This window comes from Nocardia sp. NPDC056064 (genome assembly GCF_042266925.1).
GTDB lineage: Bacteria > Actinomycetota > Actinomycetes > Mycobacteriales > Mycobacteriaceae > Nocardia.
On the sequence record NZ_JBHJWO010000001.1, the window covers coordinates 3,358,082 to 3,376,203 of the forward strand.

At 69.3% G+C, this 18,122-nt stretch carries 18 protein-coding genes, 2 tRNA genes and 1 riboswitch; of the genes, 4 read left to right on the forward strand and 16 right to left on the reverse strand.

Annotated features, from left to right (window positions below; all coding sequences use genetic code 11):
• Positions 1-3 precede the first annotated feature (3 nt).
• Positions 4-1,200, reverse strand: a complete 1,197-nt coding sequence (locus ACFC06_RS15420) for a nitrate/nitrite transporter (RefSeq protein WP_375930775.1) — start codon at positions 1,198-1,200, stop codon at positions 4-6.
• 263 nt (positions 1,201-1,463) lie between these two features.
• On the opposite strand from ACFC06_RS15420, the gene ACFC06_RS15425 reads away from it, so the two are divergent.
• Entirely contained in the window at positions 1,464-3,524 is a 2,061-nt protein-coding gene (locus ACFC06_RS15425) for a prolyl oligopeptidase family protein (RefSeq protein WP_375930778.1), read from the forward strand.
• Positions 3,525-3,527: 3 nt separating this feature from the next.
• On the opposite strand, the gene ACFC06_RS15430 is transcribed toward ACFC06_RS15425, so the two are convergent.
• The 10 genes from ACFC06_RS15430 to ACFC06_RS15475 all read right to left on the reverse strand — a co-directional run bounded on the left by ACFC06_RS15430 (position 3,528) and on the right by ACFC06_RS15475 (position 12,053).
• A complete protein-coding gene (locus ACFC06_RS15430; protein ID WP_375930781.1) occupies positions 3,528-4,394 on the reverse strand; it encodes an alpha/beta fold hydrolase in 867 nt (288 codons plus the stop codon).
• Positions 4,394-5,026, reverse strand: a complete 633-nt coding sequence (locus ACFC06_RS15435; RefSeq protein WP_375930784.1) for a TetR/AcrR family transcriptional regulator — start codon at positions 5,024-5,026, stop codon at positions 4,394-4,396. The genes ACFC06_RS15430 and ACFC06_RS15435 overlap by 1 nt, the downstream gene beginning before the upstream one ends.
• Positions 5,027-5,130: 104 nt before the next feature.
• Positions 5,131-5,253 carry a hypothetical protein gene (locus ACFC06_RS15440; RefSeq protein WP_278261689.1) on the reverse strand — a complete coding sequence of 41 codons (123 nt, stop codon included), beginning with the start codon at positions 5,251-5,253 and terminating at the stop codon, positions 5,131-5,133.
• Between the two features lie 118 nt (positions 5,254-5,371).
• On the reverse strand, positions 5,372-5,977 hold the full coding sequence (locus tag ACFC06_RS15445) for an alkylhydroperoxidase domain protein (protein ID WP_375930787.1): 606 nt from the start codon (positions 5,975-5,977) through the stop codon (positions 5,372-5,374).
• The gene (locus tag ACFC06_RS15450; protein WP_375930790.1) at positions 5,974-6,426 is read right to left on the reverse strand and encodes a CMD domain-containing protein; all 453 of its coding nucleotides are present in this window, start codon (positions 6,424-6,426) and stop codon (positions 5,974-5,976) included. Before ACFC06_RS15450 ends, ACFC06_RS15445 begins: the two co-directional genes overlap by 4 nt.
• Positions 6,423-7,436 (reverse strand): LLM class flavin-dependent oxidoreductase, encoded by a 1,014-nt coding sequence (locus ACFC06_RS15455; RefSeq protein WP_375930793.1) that lies wholly within the window; start codon positions 7,434-7,436, stop codon positions 6,423-6,425. Before ACFC06_RS15455 ends, ACFC06_RS15450 begins: the two co-directional genes overlap by 4 nt.
• Positions 7,433-8,179 carry an ABC transporter ATP-binding protein gene (locus ACFC06_RS15460; RefSeq protein ID WP_375930796.1) on the reverse strand — a complete coding sequence of 249 codons (747 nt, stop codon included), beginning with the start codon at positions 8,177-8,179 and terminating at the stop codon, positions 7,433-7,435. The genes ACFC06_RS15455 and ACFC06_RS15460 overlap by 4 nt, the downstream gene beginning before the upstream one ends.
• Positions 8,169-9,074, reverse strand: a complete 906-nt coding sequence (locus ACFC06_RS15465) for an ABC transporter ATP-binding protein (RefSeq protein WP_375930799.1) — start codon at positions 9,072-9,074, stop codon at positions 8,169-8,171. The genes ACFC06_RS15460 and ACFC06_RS15465 overlap by 11 nt, the downstream gene beginning before the upstream one ends.
• Entirely contained in the window at positions 9,055-10,890 is a 1,836-nt protein-coding gene (locus ACFC06_RS15470; RefSeq protein WP_375930802.1) for an ABC transporter permease, read from the reverse strand. Before ACFC06_RS15470 ends, ACFC06_RS15465 begins: the two co-directional genes overlap by 20 nt.
• A complete protein-coding gene (locus tag ACFC06_RS15475) occupies positions 10,890-12,053 on the reverse strand; it encodes an ABC transporter substrate-binding protein (RefSeq protein ID WP_375930805.1) in 1,164 nt (387 codons plus the stop codon). The genes ACFC06_RS15470 and ACFC06_RS15475 overlap by 1 nt, the downstream gene beginning before the upstream one ends.
• Positions 12,054-12,098: 45 nt before the next feature.
• A riboswitch (SAM riboswitch) is annotated at positions 12,099-12,214 on the reverse strand.
• Between the two features lie 231 nt (positions 12,215-12,445).
• On the opposite strand from ACFC06_RS15475, the gene ACFC06_RS15480 reads away from it, so the two are divergent.
• From ACFC06_RS15480 to ACFC06_RS15490, 3 genes are all read left to right on the forward strand, one after another.
• The gene (locus ACFC06_RS15480) at positions 12,446-13,072 is read left to right on the forward strand and encodes an FMN-dependent NADH-azoreductase (RefSeq protein WP_375930807.1); all 627 of its coding nucleotides are present in this window, start codon (positions 12,446-12,448) and stop codon (positions 13,070-13,072) included.
• A complete protein-coding gene (locus tag ACFC06_RS15485) occupies positions 13,050-14,246 on the forward strand; it encodes an MFS transporter (protein WP_375930810.1) in 1,197 nt (398 codons plus the stop codon). The genes ACFC06_RS15480 and ACFC06_RS15485 overlap by 23 nt, the downstream gene beginning before the upstream one ends.
• An 86-nt stretch (positions 14,247-14,332) precedes the next feature.
• Complete coding sequence (locus ACFC06_RS15490; RefSeq protein WP_375930813.1) at positions 14,333-14,833, forward strand: DUF5063 domain-containing protein; 501 nt, start codon at positions 14,333-14,335, stop codon at positions 14,831-14,833.
• Positions 14,834-14,865: 32 nt separating this feature from the next.
• Here ACFC06_RS15490 and ACFC06_RS15495 read toward each other — a convergent pair.
• From ACFC06_RS15495 to ACFC06_RS15515, 5 genes are all read right to left on the reverse strand, one after another.
• Positions 14,866-14,936, reverse strand: a tRNA-OTHER gene (locus ACFC06_RS15495).
• 10 nt (positions 14,937-14,946) lie between these two features.
• Positions 14,947-15,019: transfer RNA gene (locus ACFC06_RS15500), tRNA-Lys, on the reverse strand.
• Positions 15,020-15,033: 14 nt separating this feature from the next.
• Complete coding sequence (locus ACFC06_RS15505) at positions 15,034-16,440, reverse strand: hypothetical protein (RefSeq protein WP_375930816.1); 1,407 nt, start codon at positions 16,438-16,440, stop codon at positions 15,034-15,036.
• A gap of 64 nt (positions 16,441-16,504) precedes the next feature.
• Positions 16,505-17,347, reverse strand: a complete 843-nt coding sequence (locus ACFC06_RS15510; protein ID WP_375930819.1) for a hypothetical protein — start codon at positions 17,345-17,347, stop codon at positions 16,505-16,507.
• Positions 17,341-18,060 (reverse strand): HAD family hydrolase, encoded by a 720-nt coding sequence (locus ACFC06_RS15515; RefSeq protein WP_375930822.1) that lies wholly within the window; start codon positions 18,058-18,060, stop codon positions 17,341-17,343. The genes ACFC06_RS15510 and ACFC06_RS15515 overlap by 7 nt, the downstream gene beginning before the upstream one ends.
• Positions 18,061-18,122: the final 62 nt, after the last annotated feature.

The window sequence follows — 18,122 nt, forward strand, 5'->3', positions numbered from 1 at the left end:
CTTCTATTCGACGGCGTGCAGTTTGAAGGCGGTGTAGAGCAGCGCGGCCAGCGCGGTGGCGGCGAGCAGCAGCAGGCCGATCGTGTAGCTGTGGGTCGCCTCGTTGTAGGTGGTGCCCATGATCAGCGGCGGGAAGTAGCCGCCCAGACCACCGGCGGCCGAGACGATGCCGGTGACACTGCCGACGTTCGACGCGGGCGCCCGCCGCGCCACCCACGCGAACACGCCGCCGGTACCGATACCGAGGAACAGTGCCATCGCGATGAACGTGCACGCCGAGGCGACATCCGGCGGCGGTTTGAAGGTGGCGATCACGGCCATCACCGCGGTGCCCGCCAGTGAGGTGACCACGATGTACTTCGGCGGAATCCGGTCCGAGAGGGTGCCACCGATCGGCCGGGCGATCACCGCGGCCAGTGCGAAGGCGGCGGTGCGGGTGCCCGCGTCGACCGCCGAGAAGTCGTAGACGTTCTTGATGTAGGTCGGCAGGTAGGAGCTGAAGGCCACGAACCCGCCGAAGACCACCGCGTACAGGAACGACATCTCCCAGGTGACGCCCAGTTTCATGGCCGCGCGCAGCTTGGGCAGCACCGGATCGGTGTTCGGCGTGAACTCCGGGGAGTTGCGCATGAACAGGACGCACAGCACCGCGGTGACCGCGAGCGCGGCGGCCACGATCAGATGCGTGGACAGCAGCCCGAACCAGCGCACGAAACGCGGGGTGAAGAACGCCGACACCGCCGTGCCGACCATGCCCGCGCCGAACACACCGGTCGCGAAGCCGCGCCGCGCAGGCACGTACCAGGAGTTGGCGAACGGGATACCGACCGCGAAGACCGTGCCGGGGATACCGAGCAGGAACGCGAACACCAGCATCAGCGGATAGGACTCGATACTGCCCGCGATACCGACCGCCACCACCGGCACGATCGAGGCCAGCGAGACCCCGATGAACATCGTCCGCCCGCCGAGCCGGTCGGTGAGCGCGCCGGAGACGATGCGGCCCAGCGAGCCGACCAGGATCGGCATGGCGACCATGATCGACGCCGCCATGCTGCTCAGGTGCATGTCCTCGGCGTAGTTCGGCGAGAGCGGGCCGATGAGATTCCACGCCCAGAAGTTGATGGCCGACACCCACGTGGCCAGGACGAGGTTGAGGGTCGGGGACCCGGCGCGTACCGCTGTCTGTAGCGAGGTCACCCGACCAGGAGAACACACCGGCCACGGCCGATGCCGGTGAACACGCAACGTTCCGGCAACTACACCGAAAACCTTGTGAACTCCCCTTTCAGCGGGAACACCCCGGACAAGTCACACTCCGCAACCATGAGGCCGGTTCTCGGCCGCCTTGATCTGGACTGACCAGAGGGTGCGACGAAGGAGTACCCGGCGGGAGGGAAGATCAAGGGAACAGGCCGAGAACCCGCGGCACCAGCCGCAGACAACACTGCAACAATGTGCCCATGAGCGGCGTTGAGCGGAATGTGACCGATCCCTTTCTCTGGCTCGAAGAAGTGACCGACGAGGCCGCGCTGGACTGGGCGCGCGCCCGCAACGAGGTGGTCGGGCAGCGCTTCGCCGCGACCGAACGTTTCGCCGAATCCGAGGCGCGCATCCTGGCCATGCTCGACGACGACACCAAGATCGCCCATCCCGGCCGGCGTGGGCCGTGGCTCTACAACTTCTGGCGCGACGCCGAACACCCGCGCGGGCTGTGGCGACGCACGACCTTCGAGTCCTACGCCACCGACGAGCCCGAATGGGATGTGCTCATCGATGTGGACGCGCTGGCCGAGGCCGACGGCGAGAACTGGGTGTGGGGTGGGGCCGCCGTGCTGCGGCCCTCGCAGGAACGCGCCATCATCCACCTGTCCCGGGGCGGGGCCGACGCGACCGTCGAGCGCGAATTCGACCTGACCACCAGGGAATTCATCGCGCCCGAGGACGGCGCGTTCTTCCTGCCGGAGGCCAAGTCGCGCCTGGGCTGGATCGACGCCGACACCCTCTATGTCGGCACCGACTTCGGGCCGGGCTCGCTCACCGATTCCGGCTACCCGCGGATCGCCAAGCGCTGGCGGCGCGGCACCGAGTTGTCCGCGGCCGAGACCGTGTTCGAGGGCAAGCCGGGCGATGTCTCGATCGGCGCCGGGTACGACCGTCACCCCGGCTACGAACGGCACTACCTGCACCGGTCGACGGACTTCTTCAACACCGAGGTGTCGCTGCTCGCCGACGGCGAGTGGCGCCTGCTCGAGACTCCCACCGATGCCGATGTCGACTGGTACCGCGACTGGCTGCTGGTCCGCCTGAAGACGGAGTGGACCCCCGGCGACACCACCTTCGCCCCGGGCAGCCTGCTGGTCACCGACATCAACGAATTCCTCGCCGGTGGCAGGGAATTCGAGGCCCTGTTCACCCCCGACGCGCACACCGCGCTGGAATCCTGGGGCTGGACCGAGAACCACCTGATCCTCACCACCCTGCGCGATGTGCAGACCGGCTTCCAGGTGCTCACCCCCGGCCCGGACGGCTGGACGCGCTCCGAGCTCGCCGACTCCCCCACCATGTCGAGCACCTCGGTGACCAATCTCGACCCGCTCGAGGGTGGTGACGAATTCATGCTCACCACCACCGGTTTCACCACGCCGACCACGCTGCTCAGCAGCGCGGTGGGCGAGGCGGCCACCGTACTCAAGCAGGCGCCCGCCTATTTCGACGCCACCGGCATCGAGACCGAACAGTTCTTCGCCACTTCCGACGACGGAACGGCCGTGCCCTACTTCGTGATTCGTCACCGTGACCGCAGGGGAACCCCCGGGCCGACGGTGATGGACGGCTACGGCGGGTTCGAGATCTCGCGCACCCCGGTGTATCTGGGCGCACCGGGAATGGCGTGGCTGGAGAAGGGCGGCACTTTCGTGCTGGCCAATATCCGCGGCGGCGGTGAATACGGCCCCGAATGGCACACGGCTGCACTGAAAGAGCACCGGCACCGTGCCTTCGAGGATTTCGCGGCGGTCGCGCGGGATCTGGTGGCGCGTGGGATCACCACCCCGGACCGGCTCGGCGCCAAGGGCGGCAGCAACGGCGGGCTGCTGATGGGCGTGATGCTCACCCGGTATCCGGAACTGTTCGGCGCCATCGTCTGCCAGGTGCCGCTGCTGGACATGCGCCGCTACCACCTGCTGCTGGCGGGCGCGTCCTGGGTGGCCGAGTACGGCGACCCGGACAAGCCCGAGGAATGGGCCTACATCAGCGAGTACTCGCCGTATCAGAACACCGACCCCGACCGGCAGTACCCGCCGATCCTGCTGGCCACCTCCACCCGCGACGACCGGGTGCACCCCGGCCACGCGCGAAAGATGGCCGCGCTGCTGGAATCCCAGGACCGCACCGTCTGGTATTACGAGAACATCGAGGGCGGGCACGGTGGCGCGGCCGACAACAAGCAGACGGCCTATCTGTCCGCGCTGGTCTACGAGTTCTTCACGCAGATGCTGATGGAGGGGCGGCGCTCGGCGTAGCCGTCAGCGGTCGCGCAGCCACTTCTCCACCGTGTCGACGGTGGAGACCGGATCGGTGATCCAGCCGTTGTGCCCCAGGGCCTCCGGCTGGAGCCACCGGGTGACCTGGGCCGCGGGAAGTTTGCTCAGCAGGTGGTCGGCGGAGCTCTGCGGTGCCAGTTCGTCGCCGGTCACGGTGATCGACAGGACCGGGAACTTCAGCCGCGTCATCCGTTCCTCGTAGTCGATGTCGGCGCCGACCGGGACGAAACGGCCGGTACGCGCCAGTCGCGCCCAGTCCGACATGAGCACCTTCGACTGCCTGCCGTAGGCCCGTCTGCCCAGCAGGTCACCGGGCCAGAATCCGGTCAGATTGGCGGCGACGGCCACCGCCGCGGTGCCGACGAGGACGCCGGGGGCGAGCACGCCGCGATAGCCGCGGAAGTACGGCGTGCCCGAGGCGAGCAGGATCAGGCCGCCGAGCCTGCCGCGCACCCTGGCCGCGTACAGCGCGGCCAGCTGACCGCCCATGCTGTGGCCGAGCAGGTACGGGGTGCTGCCGGGGAAGCGGTCGCGCACGGCCTGGAGCATGGCGGGGAAGTCGACCGAGACCAGTTCGTGGTAGCCGTAGGTGCTGTCGGTGCCGGGCCGGGGCGAGTCGCCGTTGCCGCGCAGTTCGCCGATGGCGACATCGAAGCCGCGGGCGGCCAGTTGCCCGCCGAAGTACTCGTAGAACTCACCGGGCACGGCCAGGCCCGGCACGATGACGACCACCGGGCGCGGTGTGTCGGGGGTGATCGGATGCCGGTGCGGCCCGCGCGCGGGCAGCAGGCGGACCGGCAGGGTGCTGCCGTCGGGTACCTGGATCGGGACGATCTCGACCCGGGCCATCACGCCCCTACCGCGCCGAGGATCACCCGGCTCAGTACCTTGATCACCTCGTCGAGCGGGGGCCGCGGGTCCGAGCCGCTCCACCCGTCGACCACGTAGTTCACCGCGCCGATGATGGCCAGCACGCGCAGTTCGTAGTCGCCGGCCGGGATCTCGCCCTGCATGGCCGCGTCCTCGGCGGCGCTGGCCAGCAGCGAGCCCCACACCCGGCGCAGCTCGAGCCGGAACTTCTCGACCTTGGGCCCGGCGCCGACCACCTCGACCAGTGCCACGCGCGCCTTGCGCGGGTCCTCGCCGATGGCCTCCACATAGGCGCGCACGGCGGCGTCGATCTGCTCGAGCACGGTGCCGTCGGTCTTGGCCTCTAGCGCGGCGGCGACCGCGTCGCGCGATTGCCTGTCGATCTGCTCGTACAGCTCCAGCAGCAGCGATTCGCGGCCGGTGAACTCCTCGTAGAACTGCCGGGACGACAGTCCCGCGTCCTTGCAGATGGCCCCGACCGAGCTGTTGGCGTACCCGTCGCGCGCGAAGACCGTCAGGCCTGACTCCAGAAAACGCGCACGCCGCTGGCGTTGCCGGTCCTCTACGGGTTGCCCGGCATACATTCGTCCCGTATTCGCATCCTGTGACATTGTCGCTGACAATACCGAAGGGCCCGATCCCCTCGTCATGGATCGGGCCCTTCGGTAGCCCTCCCGGCTTACCGCGCGTTAGCCGGAAGTTGGCTGCTGTCTTCTCAGTTGCCGGATCCCTGCACCGAACCGGTGCTGATCGAGCTGGTGAGCAGGCCCAGCAGCAGGCTCAGGATGCTGCCGTCGCCGCTGCTGCCACTGCTGTTGTCGGTGATGTTGTAAAGCATGTGCCACTCCAAGTTGATGCTTTGTGACTACGTCGTCACTGGCCATTTGCCGTCTCGGACGATACCCACGCGAATCTGAACAGGGAGTGTTTTAAAGGAATTTTCTAGAATTTTTTTGTCAGGCGCCACAAGCCCCGGGAACTTCCGGCTCGCCGAGACTCAGCATGAGCCGATTCGCCCACGAGAACGAGGCGATGGAGAGCACCAGATCGTGAATCTCGGTGTCGTCGACACCGAGTGCACGCAACCGGTGCAGTTCCGCGTGCGCGGGCCGGGGTGGTTGCGCGGCCAGCGCGACGGCGAAATCGATGATCGCGTCCCAGCGCTCGTCGATCCGCACGGTCACACCTTCGTCCAGCAGTCGCTGCACGTCTTCGTCGCGGCGGGACAACTGGGATGTGAAACGTGAGTGTACCGACGCGCAGTACTCGCAGCCGTTGAATCGCGAAGTCACCGTGGCGGCGAGTTCGCGTTCGGCGCGGCCGAGCCCTTCGCGGCTGTAGAAGATGTCCTTGTCGTTGGCGCTGCGGTGGGTCAGGACCTCGGCATTGCGGGCCAGCAGCCGGAAATACGGGCTCTCGCCGCGCTGTCCGGCGAGCAGGGGGCGCTGGGTCTCGTCGGCGTCGGCCAGGGCGATGGGTTCGACCCAGGGCACCCAGTCCAGTTGGTCCTGAGTGAAACCTGTTGGGCGCGCGGCACTCTCGACGTCGCGGACCTCGGTCATCGCTGTGCTCCGATCAGGGCGAGGCCGGCCAGCAGGCGGACCTGGTAGTTCACGAATCCGACGAGCTGGGAGACGGTGACGATGTCGGTCTCGGTGAGACCGGCCGCCAGCAGTTCGGTGATGTGCGCGTGGGTGCTGGTCGCGGGGGCGGTGGTGAGTCGCTCGGCGTGTGCCAGCGCCGCCTCCAGCTTCGGATCCGGCTCGGCGACAGCGCTTCCCGCGCGCTCGCGGTAGTAGGTGGCGAGTTCCTTCGACTCGGCCAGTGCCGCGACGTGCGCGGCGATCGTGGCCAGCCGTTCGGGACCGAAGGCGATGCCCGCCGGTCCGTCGAAGAGCGCGTCGTGCACGCCCTGGGTGTGTTCGACCACCGCGGGCCTGCTCGCGCGCAGGGCGGCGACGCGGGTCGCGGTCTCGGTGCCGAGCACCGTGTCGATGACATCGGCGCTCACGCCGTGCCCCTTTCGTTCCAGTGCCGGTTCAGTCGCGGCACGACTTCGGTGGCGAGTAGTTCGATCGAGCGCAGGACCGCGGGCTGGTCCGGATCGATGGGATGGATCTGGACGATGAGATCGGTGGCCGCGGTGACGGCATCGTCGGCGGCGAGCCGCTCGGCGACCTCGCCGGGTGTGCCGACGTAGGAGTCGCGCAGGACCTCCTCGACGGTGGAGGCGAGTTGCGTATTGCCCGCCGCGCGTAGGTGATCCAGGAATCGCTGGGCGCCGCGGCGGGCGCGGCGATGGGCGTCGTCGTGGTCGTCGGCGACGAAAACACTGCGGGAGGCCGCGATTCGGGGCGGCACGCCGGCGGGCAGCGCCGCGCGGTACGCCTCGATCAGTGGTGCCTGGATGGCGTCGAGCGAGGCATCGGGTGACGCCGGGTCGCGCGGCTGGGCGCGGGAGAGCAGCAGGCCCGCGCCCGCCTCCCCGGCGCGCCGCGCCCCCGTCGCGGAGAAACTGGCGTGCCAGACCCGCTCACGCAGCGACGCCGCGGGCGGATGCAGGACGCGGCCGGGTACCAGCTCCGCGCCGTCGAGAGCGGCCGTGATCGCGGCCAGTTTCTCGGCGTAGACCTTCTGTTTCTCCTCGGGGGTGACCCCGAACAGTTCGAAGGACTTCGCGGAACCGCCGCTGCCGAAACCCAATTCGAGCCTGCCGCCGGACAGGGTGTCCAGCACCGCCGCGTCCTCGGCGACCCGGACCGGGTCCTCCAGACCGAGGGTGACGATCGCGGTGCCGAGCCGGATCTGGGTGAACCGGGCGGCCGCGTGCGCGAGGAACACCAGCGGTGAGGGCAGGCCGCCCTCGTCCGGGTCGACATGGTGCTGGGCGACCCAGGCGCTGTCGTAGCCGAGGCGCTCGGCCAGCGCGATCTGGGCCAGCGCGTCGGCGTAGACCTGGGCCGCTCTCTGGTCCTCGGCGTGACGGACCAACCGGGTGAACAGGCCGAGCCGCTTCGTCATGCCGCCGCCTTGCCCAGGTAGGCGTCGCGCACGGCCGGATTGTCGAGCAGCTCGGCGGCGGTGCCGTGCAGCACGATCTCCCCGCCGCGCAACACGTTTCCGGTGTGCGCGATCGACAGCGCCAGCTCGGCCTGCTGCTCGACGATCAGGATCGCCAGACCCAATTCGGTGTTGAGCCGGGCGATCTCGTCGAGCACCCGGTCGACGAACAGCGGCGACAGGCCCATGGTCGGCTCGTCCATGCAGATCAGCCGCGGCTTGCTCATCAACGCCCTGGCGAAGGCCAGCATCTGCTGTTCGCCGCCGGAGAGCGTGCCCGCGTGCTGGGTGCGGCGTTCGCGCAGGCGCGGGAAGTGCTCGTAGAGTTCGGCGGCCCTGGCGGCGAGCACCCGGCGCCGTTCCTTGCGGATATAGCCGCCGACGTAGAGGTTCTCCTCCACGGTCATCGCCGGGAAGACCCGGCGCGCCTCCGGCACCGAGGCCAGACCGGCCTCGATCCGGGCGGCGGGCGAGCTGGTACTCACGTCGACACCGTCGATGCGTACCGTGCCCGAGGACGGGCGCAGCAGCCCGAGGGCGGTCTTCATCGTCGTGGATTTGCCGGACGCGTTCCCGCCCAGCAGCGAGACGATCTCGCCGGGGCGCACCGTCAGCGACACCTTGTCCAGTGCGCGCGAGGGACCGTAGTGCACGGTGACCTCGTCGAATTCCAGGATGGGCGTTGTGCTCTCGTCACTCGGCACCGACGATCACCTTCTCTGCCGTTGTCCGCCGCGGCCCACCGGCGGCCCGCAGGCGGCGCCGCCCCAGGTACGCCTCGATGACCCGCTCGTCGTTCTGGATCTGCTCGGGCGTGCCCTCGGCGATGACGCGGCCCTCGTCGAGCACGATCACCCGGTCCGAGAGCGCGTTCACCAGATCCAGTTTGTGCTCCACCAGCACGATGGTCTGCCCGGCCGCTTTCAGCTCGGCGAGTTGCCTGCCGACCTCGGCGGTCTCGGTCTGGTTCATGCCCGCCGCCGGTTCGTCGAGCAGCAGCACGCGGGGTCGCAGGGCCAGGGCCCTGGCGATCTCGGTGCGGCGGCGATTGGCGTAGGACAGCGTGTAGGCGTGGTTGTCCGCGCGCGGCACCAGCCGTTCCGGGAACCGGGCCAGCTGGGCGTCGACCAGCGCCGCGGTGGCACGCCGTTCGGCGCGCACCGCGGGTGTCGGCACCAGGGCCAGCACGGTCTCGGCCAGCAGCGGAAGCCAGCGCAGCACCGGGAACCGCGCCAGGGAGCGCAGCGGTCGGGCCGCGGTGACGGTGGTGTGCAGGCCGATCTCGACGTTCTCGCGCACCGTCAGGCTGCCGAACACGCGGCCGTTCTGGAAGGTGCGGGCGATCCCGGCGGCGGCCGCGGCCTCCTGCGAGCCGGGCCGCAGCCGCAGCCCGTCGACCTCGACCCGGCCCGCGTCGGGACGCAGGACTCCGGAGACGAGGTTGACGGTGGTGGTCTTGCCGGAGCCGTTCGGCCCGATGATCGAGACGAATTCCCCTGGCGCCACGATCAATTCGACGCCGTCGACGGCCTTCACCCCGCCGAAGGACTTGCGCAGATCACGGACCGCGAGCGCGGGCTCACGCGGCGATTCGGACACGGTCACTCCTCACCAGCACACCTTGCGGACGGAACCGGATGATCAGCAGCAGCACCACGCCGTAGAGCAGGATGCGCGCCTCCGGGGCCAGCCGCAGGGCCTCGGGAACGCCGATCAGCACCACCGCGCCCAGCACCGCGCCGTAGGGCGAGCCGGTGCCGCCGAGCACGAGAATGGTGATGATCAGCAGGGACATGGGCAGGTTGAACACCGTCGGGTCGATATAGCTGTACTGGTGCGCCAGCAGCGCGCCGGCGATCCCGGAGAACAGGGCGCTGATCGCGAAGGCCAGCGCCTTGTAGTCGCGCACCGGGATGCCCGAGGACCGCGCGGCGACCTCGTCGGCGCCGACCGCGCGCAACGCGACACCGAGCCGGGAGCGCTGGATTCCGACCACCACCGCCAGGGTGATCGCCAGGAACACCAGGTCGAGCAGGTACACCTCGGTGTTCTCGGTGAACTCGTGACCCAGGATGCTCGGCACCGGAATGCCGAAGATGCCGTAGGAGCCGCGGGTCAGCGATTCCCAGTTGCGGATCACCGCCACGATCACGATGCCGATGCCCAGCGTGGCGATGGCCACGTAGTGCCCGTTGAGGTTCCACAGCGGCGCGGCCAGGATGGAGGACAGCACCGCCGCCAGCACGCCACCGGCGAGCGCGGCCGCCAGGAACGGCCAGTCGTGGTTCACCGTGAGAACGGCCGAGGTGTAGGCGCCGATGGCGATGGGCCCGGCCTGGCCGATGACCAGCTGTCCGGCCGAGCCCGCGATCAGCGTCATCGAGACCGCCACGATCGCGTAGGCCAGGATCTGCGTGCCCACCACGATGGCGTAGTTGTCGGCCACCAGCGGTACCACGATCGCCGCGGCCGCGAAGACCAGCACCGCGTGCCACCACCGCACCCGGATCGGCCTGCCGATCCCGAGGAAGGTGCCGGTCAGCGGTTCGGCGCTGATCGCGGGCACCTTGGCCAGCAGCCCGCCGGGCCGCAGCACCAGGAAGGCCACCAGCACGCCGAAGGTGATCAGGTCGCGGTAGCCGTCGCCGAAGGTGTAGATGCCGAAGGCCTCCACGATGCCGAGGGCGAACCCGCCGATCACCGCGCCCGGAATGGACCCGAGCCCGCCGATGGTGGCGGCGACGAAACCGGTGAGCCCGGCCAGCGTGCCGCTGGTGGGCGAGATGTTCGAGTTGTACAGGCCGACGAAGATTCCCGCGAGCCCGCCGAGCCCGGAGGCGATGGCGAAGGCCAGCACCTTGATGCGGGAGACGCCGATGCCCATCTGCGCGGCGGCGTCCGGGTCCTGGGCGGTGGCGCGGATGGCCAGGCCGTAGCGGCTGAACCGCAGGAACCCGGCCAGCGCGCCCATCACCACCAGGGTGATGGCGAACATGACCAGATCGGAGGTGCCGAAGCGGACGCCGCCGAGCTGGAAGTTGTTGGTGGGCAGGATCTGTGGGAACGGGCGGGTCTCGGGCCCGAAGACGATCTGGGTGAGGTTCTCGATGATCAACCCGGCCGCCACCGTCGCCAGCAGCGCCGCGATGGCCGGTGCCTTGCGCAGCGGATGCACCGCGAGTACGTCGATGGCGACACCGACCAGCGCGGTGATCGCCACCACCAGCACGATCGCGGGCCACAGCGGCAGGCCGAGCTCGGCGATGAACCACCAGCCCAGGATGGAGCCGAGCGCGAACACCGCGCCGTGCGCGAAATTGATGACGTTGGTGACGCCGAAGATGAGGGTGATGCCCACGGCGAGCAGCGCGTACGCGTTGCCGTGGACCACACCGGCGATCAGGGTGTCGAACATCAGCGGTTGCCGGTCGGCACGAACTTGCCTTCCTTCAGCACCAGCTCGCGCGGGGCCACACCCTTCGGGCGCCGCGATTCCTGGTCGAAGGCGAACGTCCCGAGACCGATTCCGGTGAACTGGGTTTCGGTCTTCAGGCCCTCGAGAATGCCCTCGCGGGTGGCGCCGCCCTTCTTGGCCGCCTGCACGAGCACGTGCAGCGCGTCATAGGCGTAGACGTTGAAATCGCCCGGGTCGGTGTTGAACTTGGCGCGGAACTTGGTGACGAATTCCTGGGTCTTCGGGTCGGGATCGGCGGGGCTGAAGATGCCGTTGACGATGTCGCCCTCGGCCGCCGCACCGGCGAGCTGGATGAACTGCGGGGTGTTCTGGCCGCCGAAGAACTGGCCGGTGAAGCCCACGTCACGCAGCTGCTTGACCACCAGCGCGCCGTCGGGGCCGTAGCCGAGGTGCACGAAAGCCTCGGGGTTCGCCTCACGGCCCTTGATCAGGATCGGCTTCACATCGGTGGAATCGGGCAGGATCGGCGAGGAATAGACGATCTCCACGCCCTTCTGCTTGGCGAAACGCTCGAAGAACTGGAAAGCCTGCTTACCCCAGTCGGTTTCGAGATAGACCACCGAGACCTTCTTGGCCTTCTTCGACACCCACTCCGCATTGCGCTCCTGGAACACGTCCAGGGTGATCGACGGGCTCCACGAATAGTCGCCGCCCTTGGTGAAATCGACCGCGGAATTGGTGAAGCCGTACTGGACGAGTTTGCCGCGGTTGTAGATCGGCGAGGCGGCGATCGAGGCGGGCGAGGAGAAATCGCCCAGCTCGGCGATGACGGACTTGTCGTCGACGAACTTGGTGGCGATCGGCACGGTCTGCTTGGGGTCGGACTGGGAGTCCTCCCACTTCAGCTCCACCTTGCGCCCGTCGATGCCACCCGCGGCGTTGATCTCCTCCAGTGCCAGGTCGAAGCCCTGCTGCCACAGCCTGCCGTACTCGGCCGAGGGGCCGGTACGGGGCCCGGAGACACCGAAATAGACCGTTCCGCCGTCCGCCGCGTCGCTGCCGGAGTCGCTGCAACCGACCACCGCGGCGGCCACCGTGACGGCGGCGAGCGCACTGGCGATGATCTTGACACGGCGGCGCGAACCGACCGAGAACTTGCTCATTGATCGTTCCTTCGAGACATGAATCGGCACACGACGAGTGCGAAGATTCAGCGCTTGCGATATCTGCTCGATATCGCCTGGTCGTCACCCGGGGCACCCCACCGCCAAGCGAGGGTTGCCGATCAGCGAGCCGGGGCTCGACAGTGCTGATACTCGTGACCGTGGAGCGAAATGTAGCAGCACTCGGGGGCATGGCCGGGGCCTCGCATGGGTACTCGATTCGGTTCCGGGACAGCCGGATACGGGGCTAGCTGCGGCGATGCGCGCGGGCCCCGGCTTGCGATCAGCTCGAGACAAATGCGCGGCCGCGCGGGCGGGTGGACGAGCGTGGAATCAGCGCACCGTGCGACAAATCATTGTCGTCGATCTCGCGGCTCGGTACCCCTATTGCTATGACCACCGTGCTGCACATCAACGCTTCCGCCCGTGGCGAATTCAGCCAATCACGAGCTATCGCACAGACTTTCATCGACACCCTGCGTGCGCAGGACCCCACCGTGCAGGTCGACACCCTCGATCTGTTCACCGCCGGACTGCCCGAGTTCGGCACCGACGCCGCGGCCGCCAAACTGGCGGTGTTCACCGGCTCGGAGCAGACCCCCGAACAGGTGGCCGCCTGGGAACAGGCGCGCACCGTGTTCGACCGCTTCGCCGCCGCCGACCTCTACGTGCTCAACATCCCGATCTGGAACCACGGCGTGCCCTACATCCTCAAGCAGTACGTCGACATCGTCACCCAGCCGGGCTGGTCGTTCGGTTTCGATCCCGAGGTCGGCTACAGCGGGCTGCTCGAAGGCAAGCGCGCGGTCACCGTCTACACCAGCGGCGTGCACCAGCCGGGGGTGCCGATCCAGTTCGGCAACGACTTCGCCACCCCCTTCGTGCAGGACTGGCTGCGCTTCGTCGGTGTGAAGGACGTGGCCGAGATCCGGTTCGCGCCGACCGTGCTCACCGAGGATCCGCAGGTCGGCTTCGCCGCCGCCCAGGAGCGGGCGCGTGAGCTCGCCGCCGGCTACTGAGACGACGGTGCGGGGGTGGGCACCGACAGGGAGAACAGTCGCGACGATCTGTGCCGTAGGGATTCTCGTCGTCGGCCAGCTCTACGTGGTACTGCCGGTGCTCGGCGACCTGGCCCAGGTGTGGGGCACCTCGCGCGCCGCGGCGACGTGGACAACCACTGCCTTCGGGCTCGCCTACGGCGCCGGGTTCCTGGTCACCGGCCCGCTCTCGGATCGGTGGGGGCGCCGCCCGGTGATCGTCGGGGGTCTGGCGGCGACGGCCTTGTCCACCCTTGTGGTGATCGCGGCGCCGAGCCTGGGCACCGGCTTGGCGGCGCGGGTGGCGCAGGGGCTGACGGCGTCGTTCTTCGCGCCCGCGGCGTTCGCCTATCTCGCCGAACGCGTCGCGCCGCACCGGCGGGTCTTCGCGCTCACCTGCCTGACCAGCTCGTTCCTCGCGGCGGGCGTGATCGCGCAGGTGCTCGCCCAGCTCGTCGACGACACCTTCGGCTGGCGGGCGGTGTTCGTGGCGAGCGCGGTGGGCTTCGCGATCTCGGCGCTGCTGCTGCGCGGGGTGCTCGAACCGGGTCGCCGTGGCGACTCGGCGGCCTCGGTGGGCTCGGTCTTCACCGCGTTCGCCGGGCTGCTGCGCGCCCCACGGTTGGCCCTGCTCTACCTCAGCTGCCTTGCCGTACTCGGCTCCTTCGTCGGGATCTACACCGGCGTGCAACTCGCGCCACCCGAGGGCGTCGGCACGGGTAGCACCGCGCTGCTGGTTCTGCGGGCCAGCGCCATTCCCGCCATGATCGCCGTCCCCCTGCTGGCCACCCGGCTGGCCGCGATCAACCCGGAACTGCGCCTGATCACGGCTTTGTCGGCCGCCGGCGCCGCCGCCGCGATCACCGCCGTCCCGCTCGGCGGGATCTGGGTAGCCACTTGGCTTTTCGTCTTCGTGGCCGCGGTGGCGGTCGCGGCCCCCGCCGCGGTCCAGGCCATCGCCGCCCAGGCGGGCGAAGCCAGAGGCGCCGCCACCGCCCTCTACACCTTCGCCCTCTTCCTCGGCGCCAGCGCAGGCCCCCAACTGGCCAACCTGGTAGCGGGCAACGGCTTCCCCGCCGTGGCCCTGGCGATCTCCGCCCTCGGCTTCGCCGGAGCCACACTGGCTTTCGCGTCGACCAAGGCCCAACCCGCCTGACCCACCTCCGATCCCGGTCCGCCGTCCACGTGGCGGACCGGGTTTCGGGGTTGCTCCATCCCCTTCGCGCCCACCATCCTTACCGGATGAGCAAGCCGCCCGAAGTCGTCACCTTCGAAGCCTCTGCCCGCGAATTCTGCGCGGCCATCGAGACGATCGACGGCACTCCGGCAGGCATCGAACTCCCCCGAACCCTGGTCCCCCTGCTCGCCACCATGCTCGCCGCGGCCGCCCACCTCCCCCGCGTGGAACCGACCGCGGCCACCCTCCCGACAACCATCGATCACGACGCCTGGTACGAGTGCTACACCCGCTGCACGACCACCCTCGGCCCCCTCGACATCTACTGGACCAACCGCGATCTCGCAGACCCAGGCGCCCACCTCACCGCAGGGTCGGTAGCCGACGACCTGGCCGACATCTGGCGCGATCTCCGCACCGGCCTCGACGCCCTCGACTCCGGATCCCACTGGCAGGACGTCACCTTCGACTGGCGCCTGTCCTACCTCGGCCACTGGGGCAACCACGCGGTCGCCGCCCTCCGCCCCCTCCATGCAGCCCTGCACGCCGACCTGTTCCAGTCGTGACAAGGGCGGATGGGATAGTCGGGGGGCGGATGGCTCGTCGGCCGGGGTCGAACCGGCGGCTGCCCGGTGCTGGCCGGGTGCTCTACCACTGAGCTACGACGAGGCATCCGCTGTGCCGCCGACCGGGCTCGAACCGGCGTCCATCCGGTGAAGAGCCGGATGCTCTACCACTGAGCTACAGCGGGCATGGTGATCGTGCCTCAGTCGGGGTGGGGGTGTCCAGTGGATTCTGGGAGGACGGAGGTGGGGATGCCGGCGGAAAGCTCTTGGGCGTGTGTGGCTTTGATGGGGTTTCCGCTGAAGGCACCGGCGCCGCGCAGCATGCCCGCCCAGACGGGGTCGGCTACGGCGACGCCGTGGACGAGCTCCGGGGTGGGGCGGAAGGTGCCGACCGGGCCGGGGGGTTTGGGGCCGGTCCAGCCCGTGCGGTGCGGGTCGATGCCCGCGATCTCGCAGAACTCGACGACCTGGGCCGCCGTGCAGGTCGCCCGGCCGTCGAGCACCTCCCAGGGCAGCGGCAGTGCCGCCCACACCTGGGTGTCGGGGTGCGGCCCGGAACCGGTGGCCAGGTGCCAGGCGGCCAGGTCGCCTGCCATCAGCATCATGGCCTTGCCGGGGCAGGCCACGTCGAGCAGACCGGTCGCGTCGGTGGCGGCCAGGCACGACAACCACGCCGCCCGCGCCGTGTTGTAGGCGCCGCAGAGCAGATTCCACGTCGAGGAATCGTTGCCGCGCCGGACGACCATCCGCTCGCGATCGAATTCGCTTGCCGCCCAGAGGCTCTCCAGCGCGGAAGCGGTCGACCGCATCGTGCGGAACCAGCGGCCGAGCAGCTCGCCGCGCTGCTCCTCGGTGAGGCGGGCCAGCACCTCCGGGGTGGGATAGGCCTGCGCGATCATCCACCAGTCGGTGTCGGCGGACCGGCGACAGCGCGCGAACAGCAGCTCGGCGATCTCGTCGAAGGGGTTGTCGCGGCCCGACAGCGTGAACTGGCGGCGCAGCTTGCGCTTGGCGGTGAAGTAGGCGATGAAGCACGCGGCGCCGGGATCGGCGCGGAAGCGGTCGAGGGTGAGTTCGGTGGCGAAACCCGTCTTGGCCAGCAGCGTCAGGTGCCGTTTGCGTTGCTCCATGTCCAGGGTGTGCGCCTTGCCCGTCACCCGGCGCAGCGCGCGGAAACGGCGGTTGTACTGGCGCTTGGAGATGTCCATCCCGGCGGCGGCCCGGTCGTGGCGGTTGAGCCGGTCGGCGAGGAAGTCCGGCCGTCCCGGATCGAAACCGATCGCAGCGCCGACCGCCTGCGCGAACGACAGCAGCGAGGCGGGCTCGTCGGCATCCACCTCGGCGGCGACATCGAACAGGCGGCTGGTGGCCGCCACCTGGCGTGCGCCGCCCACCGGCGACGCGAAATCATCGGGCAGAGAGGTCAACCCGTTCCATCGTCCGGCGACCCGCGCCACCTTGCCCAAGCGCCGGCGCTCGTCCTCCCCCAGCTCGTGCTTCAGCACGTACCAGACGAGCACGGCCACATTCTCCGGCCGAGGCCGGGCGTCCAAGGTCGCGTGCAGCTGAACCAACGCCTCGCCGGGCTCCAGCACCCCCGTATCCATGCCCCGAATCATCACAAGAAGGCCCGGGTGGCGGCAAACGTTTTCGCCGCCACCCGGGATCGGGTCAGGGATGGGTGGTGAACTCCTCGAAGGTGGGGGTGGGGAGTTTGAGTTGGGCGTGGATGTCACCGCCGAGGCCGAAGTGGCCGATGGCGCCGCCGTAGTTCTGCTGGTAGCTCTGCCAGAGGACTACGACGCTGATGACGCGGTTGGCGCCGGGGGTCGAAGGGTCGGGAAAGGGGTTGGGGAGGGTGGCCCGGTAGGTGGCGGTGCCGTCGGGGGCGGTGATGAAGACGTTGGGCACGCCGAGAGGGCCTGGGCGGGTGGGTGATTCGGGGTTCAGGTCGCCGGAGCGCAGGGACATGACCGTGTAGAGGGAGTCGGGGATCAGGCCGGTGAACTCGAAGGCGAAGTGGGCCGAGTGTTCGTCGTCGCTGAGCGAGACATCCAGGGTGCCACGGGCTTCCAGCCATTGACCGAGAGTGACGGGCTCGGTGAGTTTGCGGCCGTCCTCGGGACGCAGGTCGGGGATGGGGACCTCGTGGAAGGGGTAGCTCGGGCGGGTGACCGAGGCGGCTTCCGGGAGCTGGTCGGGCGCGAAGACCATCGGATAGTTGTTGGCGGGCAGGGGAAGTGGGAGCGTGTGCAGGACCAGTGCGCGGTCGTCGTCGGAGAGCTCCTCGGGTAGATCACGAACCACCGTGTAGGGCAGGTTCTCGCCGAACGGCGGCAGCGGGGTGTCGGCCGCGACCACGGCCCTGCCCCACCGGCGCGTCACCGTGCCGGCGGGACCTTCCTCGTTGAGGAAGCCGACTACGAGGAAATCGCCTGCGGCGTCCACTATTTCGCTGGGTGGATAGAGCGGGCCCTGGGTGGTCGGGGTCAGCTCGTAGCGACTTTTCACCATACGGATGCCACTTTTCGATCGTCGGAGAATTCGTTGCCCTCGGCGTCGCCGAGCCGGTCGCTGAGCAGTCGCCAGGTGCCGGAGCGCGCGGCCGCGACCAGCTTGGGGTCGTCGCCGCGGTAGGCCGGGCGGGCGACCAGCCAGAGGAAGGGCAGGTCGGTGGCGTGGTCGCCGTAGCCCCAGGTGTCGTTCACGCTGATCGCGTGTTCGCGCAGGTACTCGACCACCGCCTCGCCCTTGGCCGCGCCGATCATCGGCTTGCGCACCTCGCCGGTGAGCACGCCGTGCTCGTCGAGCAGGGGTTCGGTGGCGATGATGTGATCGGCCCCGACCGCCGCGGCGACCGGCGCGATCGCCGGGGCGAACGAACCCGACAGCAGCACCGTGCGCACGCCCGCCGCCGCGTGGTCGCGCAGGGCACGGACCGGCTCGGCGTAGAAGGCGGCTCCCCCGGCGGCGAACTCGTCGAACCAGCGCTGACCGGCCGCGACCAGCGCGGTGTACTCGACGCCGCGGTAGGTGCGGTAGTACTCGCGGTTGATGTCCCCGCGGGGGGCGCCCGCTTGGGCCCGCTGTTTGAGGTCGTCGGTGACGCGGGCGTACTCGGTGCCGTCGTCACCCTGTTCGGCGAGCCAGAAGCGCAGGAAGGTGAACATGGACTTGACCGTGATCACGGTCTCGTCCACGTCGAAGAACGCGGCTCCCGAACTCATGCTGCTTCCATTCGGCGTGCTCGGGCGCCCTCCGTGGTCACGCTCCGCTGCCGCCTCCGGGC

Coding starts and splice junctions, on each gene's coding strand:
- ACFC06_RS15480 (WP_375930807.1), top strand. CDS start 12,446: ATGACCACCGTGCTGCACATCAACGCTTCCGCCCGTGGCGAATTCAGC.
- ACFC06_RS15455 (WP_375930793.1), bottom strand. CDS start 7,436: ATGACGAAGCGGCTCGGCCTGTTCACCCGGTTGGTCCGTCACGCCGAG.
- ACFC06_RS15435 (WP_375930784.1), bottom strand. CDS start 5,026: ATGTCACAGGATGCGAATACGGGACGAATGTATGCCGGGCAACCCGTA.
- ACFC06_RS15515 (WP_375930822.1), bottom strand. CDS start 18,060: ATGAGTTCGGGAGCCGCGTTCTTCGACGTGGACGAGACCGTGATCACG.
- ACFC06_RS15510 (WP_375930819.1), bottom strand. CDS start 17,347: ATGGTGAAAAGTCGCTACGAGCTGACCCCGACCACCCAGGGCCCGCTC.
- ACFC06_RS15470 (WP_375930802.1), bottom strand. CDS start 10,890: ATGTTCGACACCCTGATCGCCGGTGTGGTCCACGGCAACGCGTACGCG.
- ACFC06_RS15475 (WP_375930805.1), bottom strand. CDS start 12,053: ATGAGCAAGTTCTCGGTCGGTTCGCGCCGCCGTGTCAAGATCATCGCC.
- ACFC06_RS15425 (WP_375930778.1), top strand. CDS start 1,464: ATGAGCGGCGTTGAGCGGAATGTGACCGATCCCTTTCTCTGGCTCGAA.
- ACFC06_RS15445 (WP_375930787.1), bottom strand. CDS start 5,977: ATGACCGAGGTCCGCGACGTCGAGAGTGCCGCGCGCCCAACAGGTTTC.
- ACFC06_RS15440 (WP_278261689.1), bottom strand. CDS start 5,253: ATGCTTTACAACATCACCGACAACAGCAGTGGCAGCAGCGGCGACGGC.
- ACFC06_RS15490 (WP_375930813.1), top strand. CDS start 14,333: ATGAGCAAGCCGCCCGAAGTCGTCACCTTCGAAGCCTCTGCCCGCGAA.
- ACFC06_RS15505 (WP_375930816.1), bottom strand. CDS start 16,440: ATGGATACGGGGGTGCTGGAGCCCGGCGAGGCGTTGGTTCAGCTGCAC.
- ACFC06_RS15430 (WP_375930781.1), bottom strand. CDS start 4,394: ATGGCCCGGGTCGAGATCGTCCCGATCCAGGTACCCGACGGCAGCACC.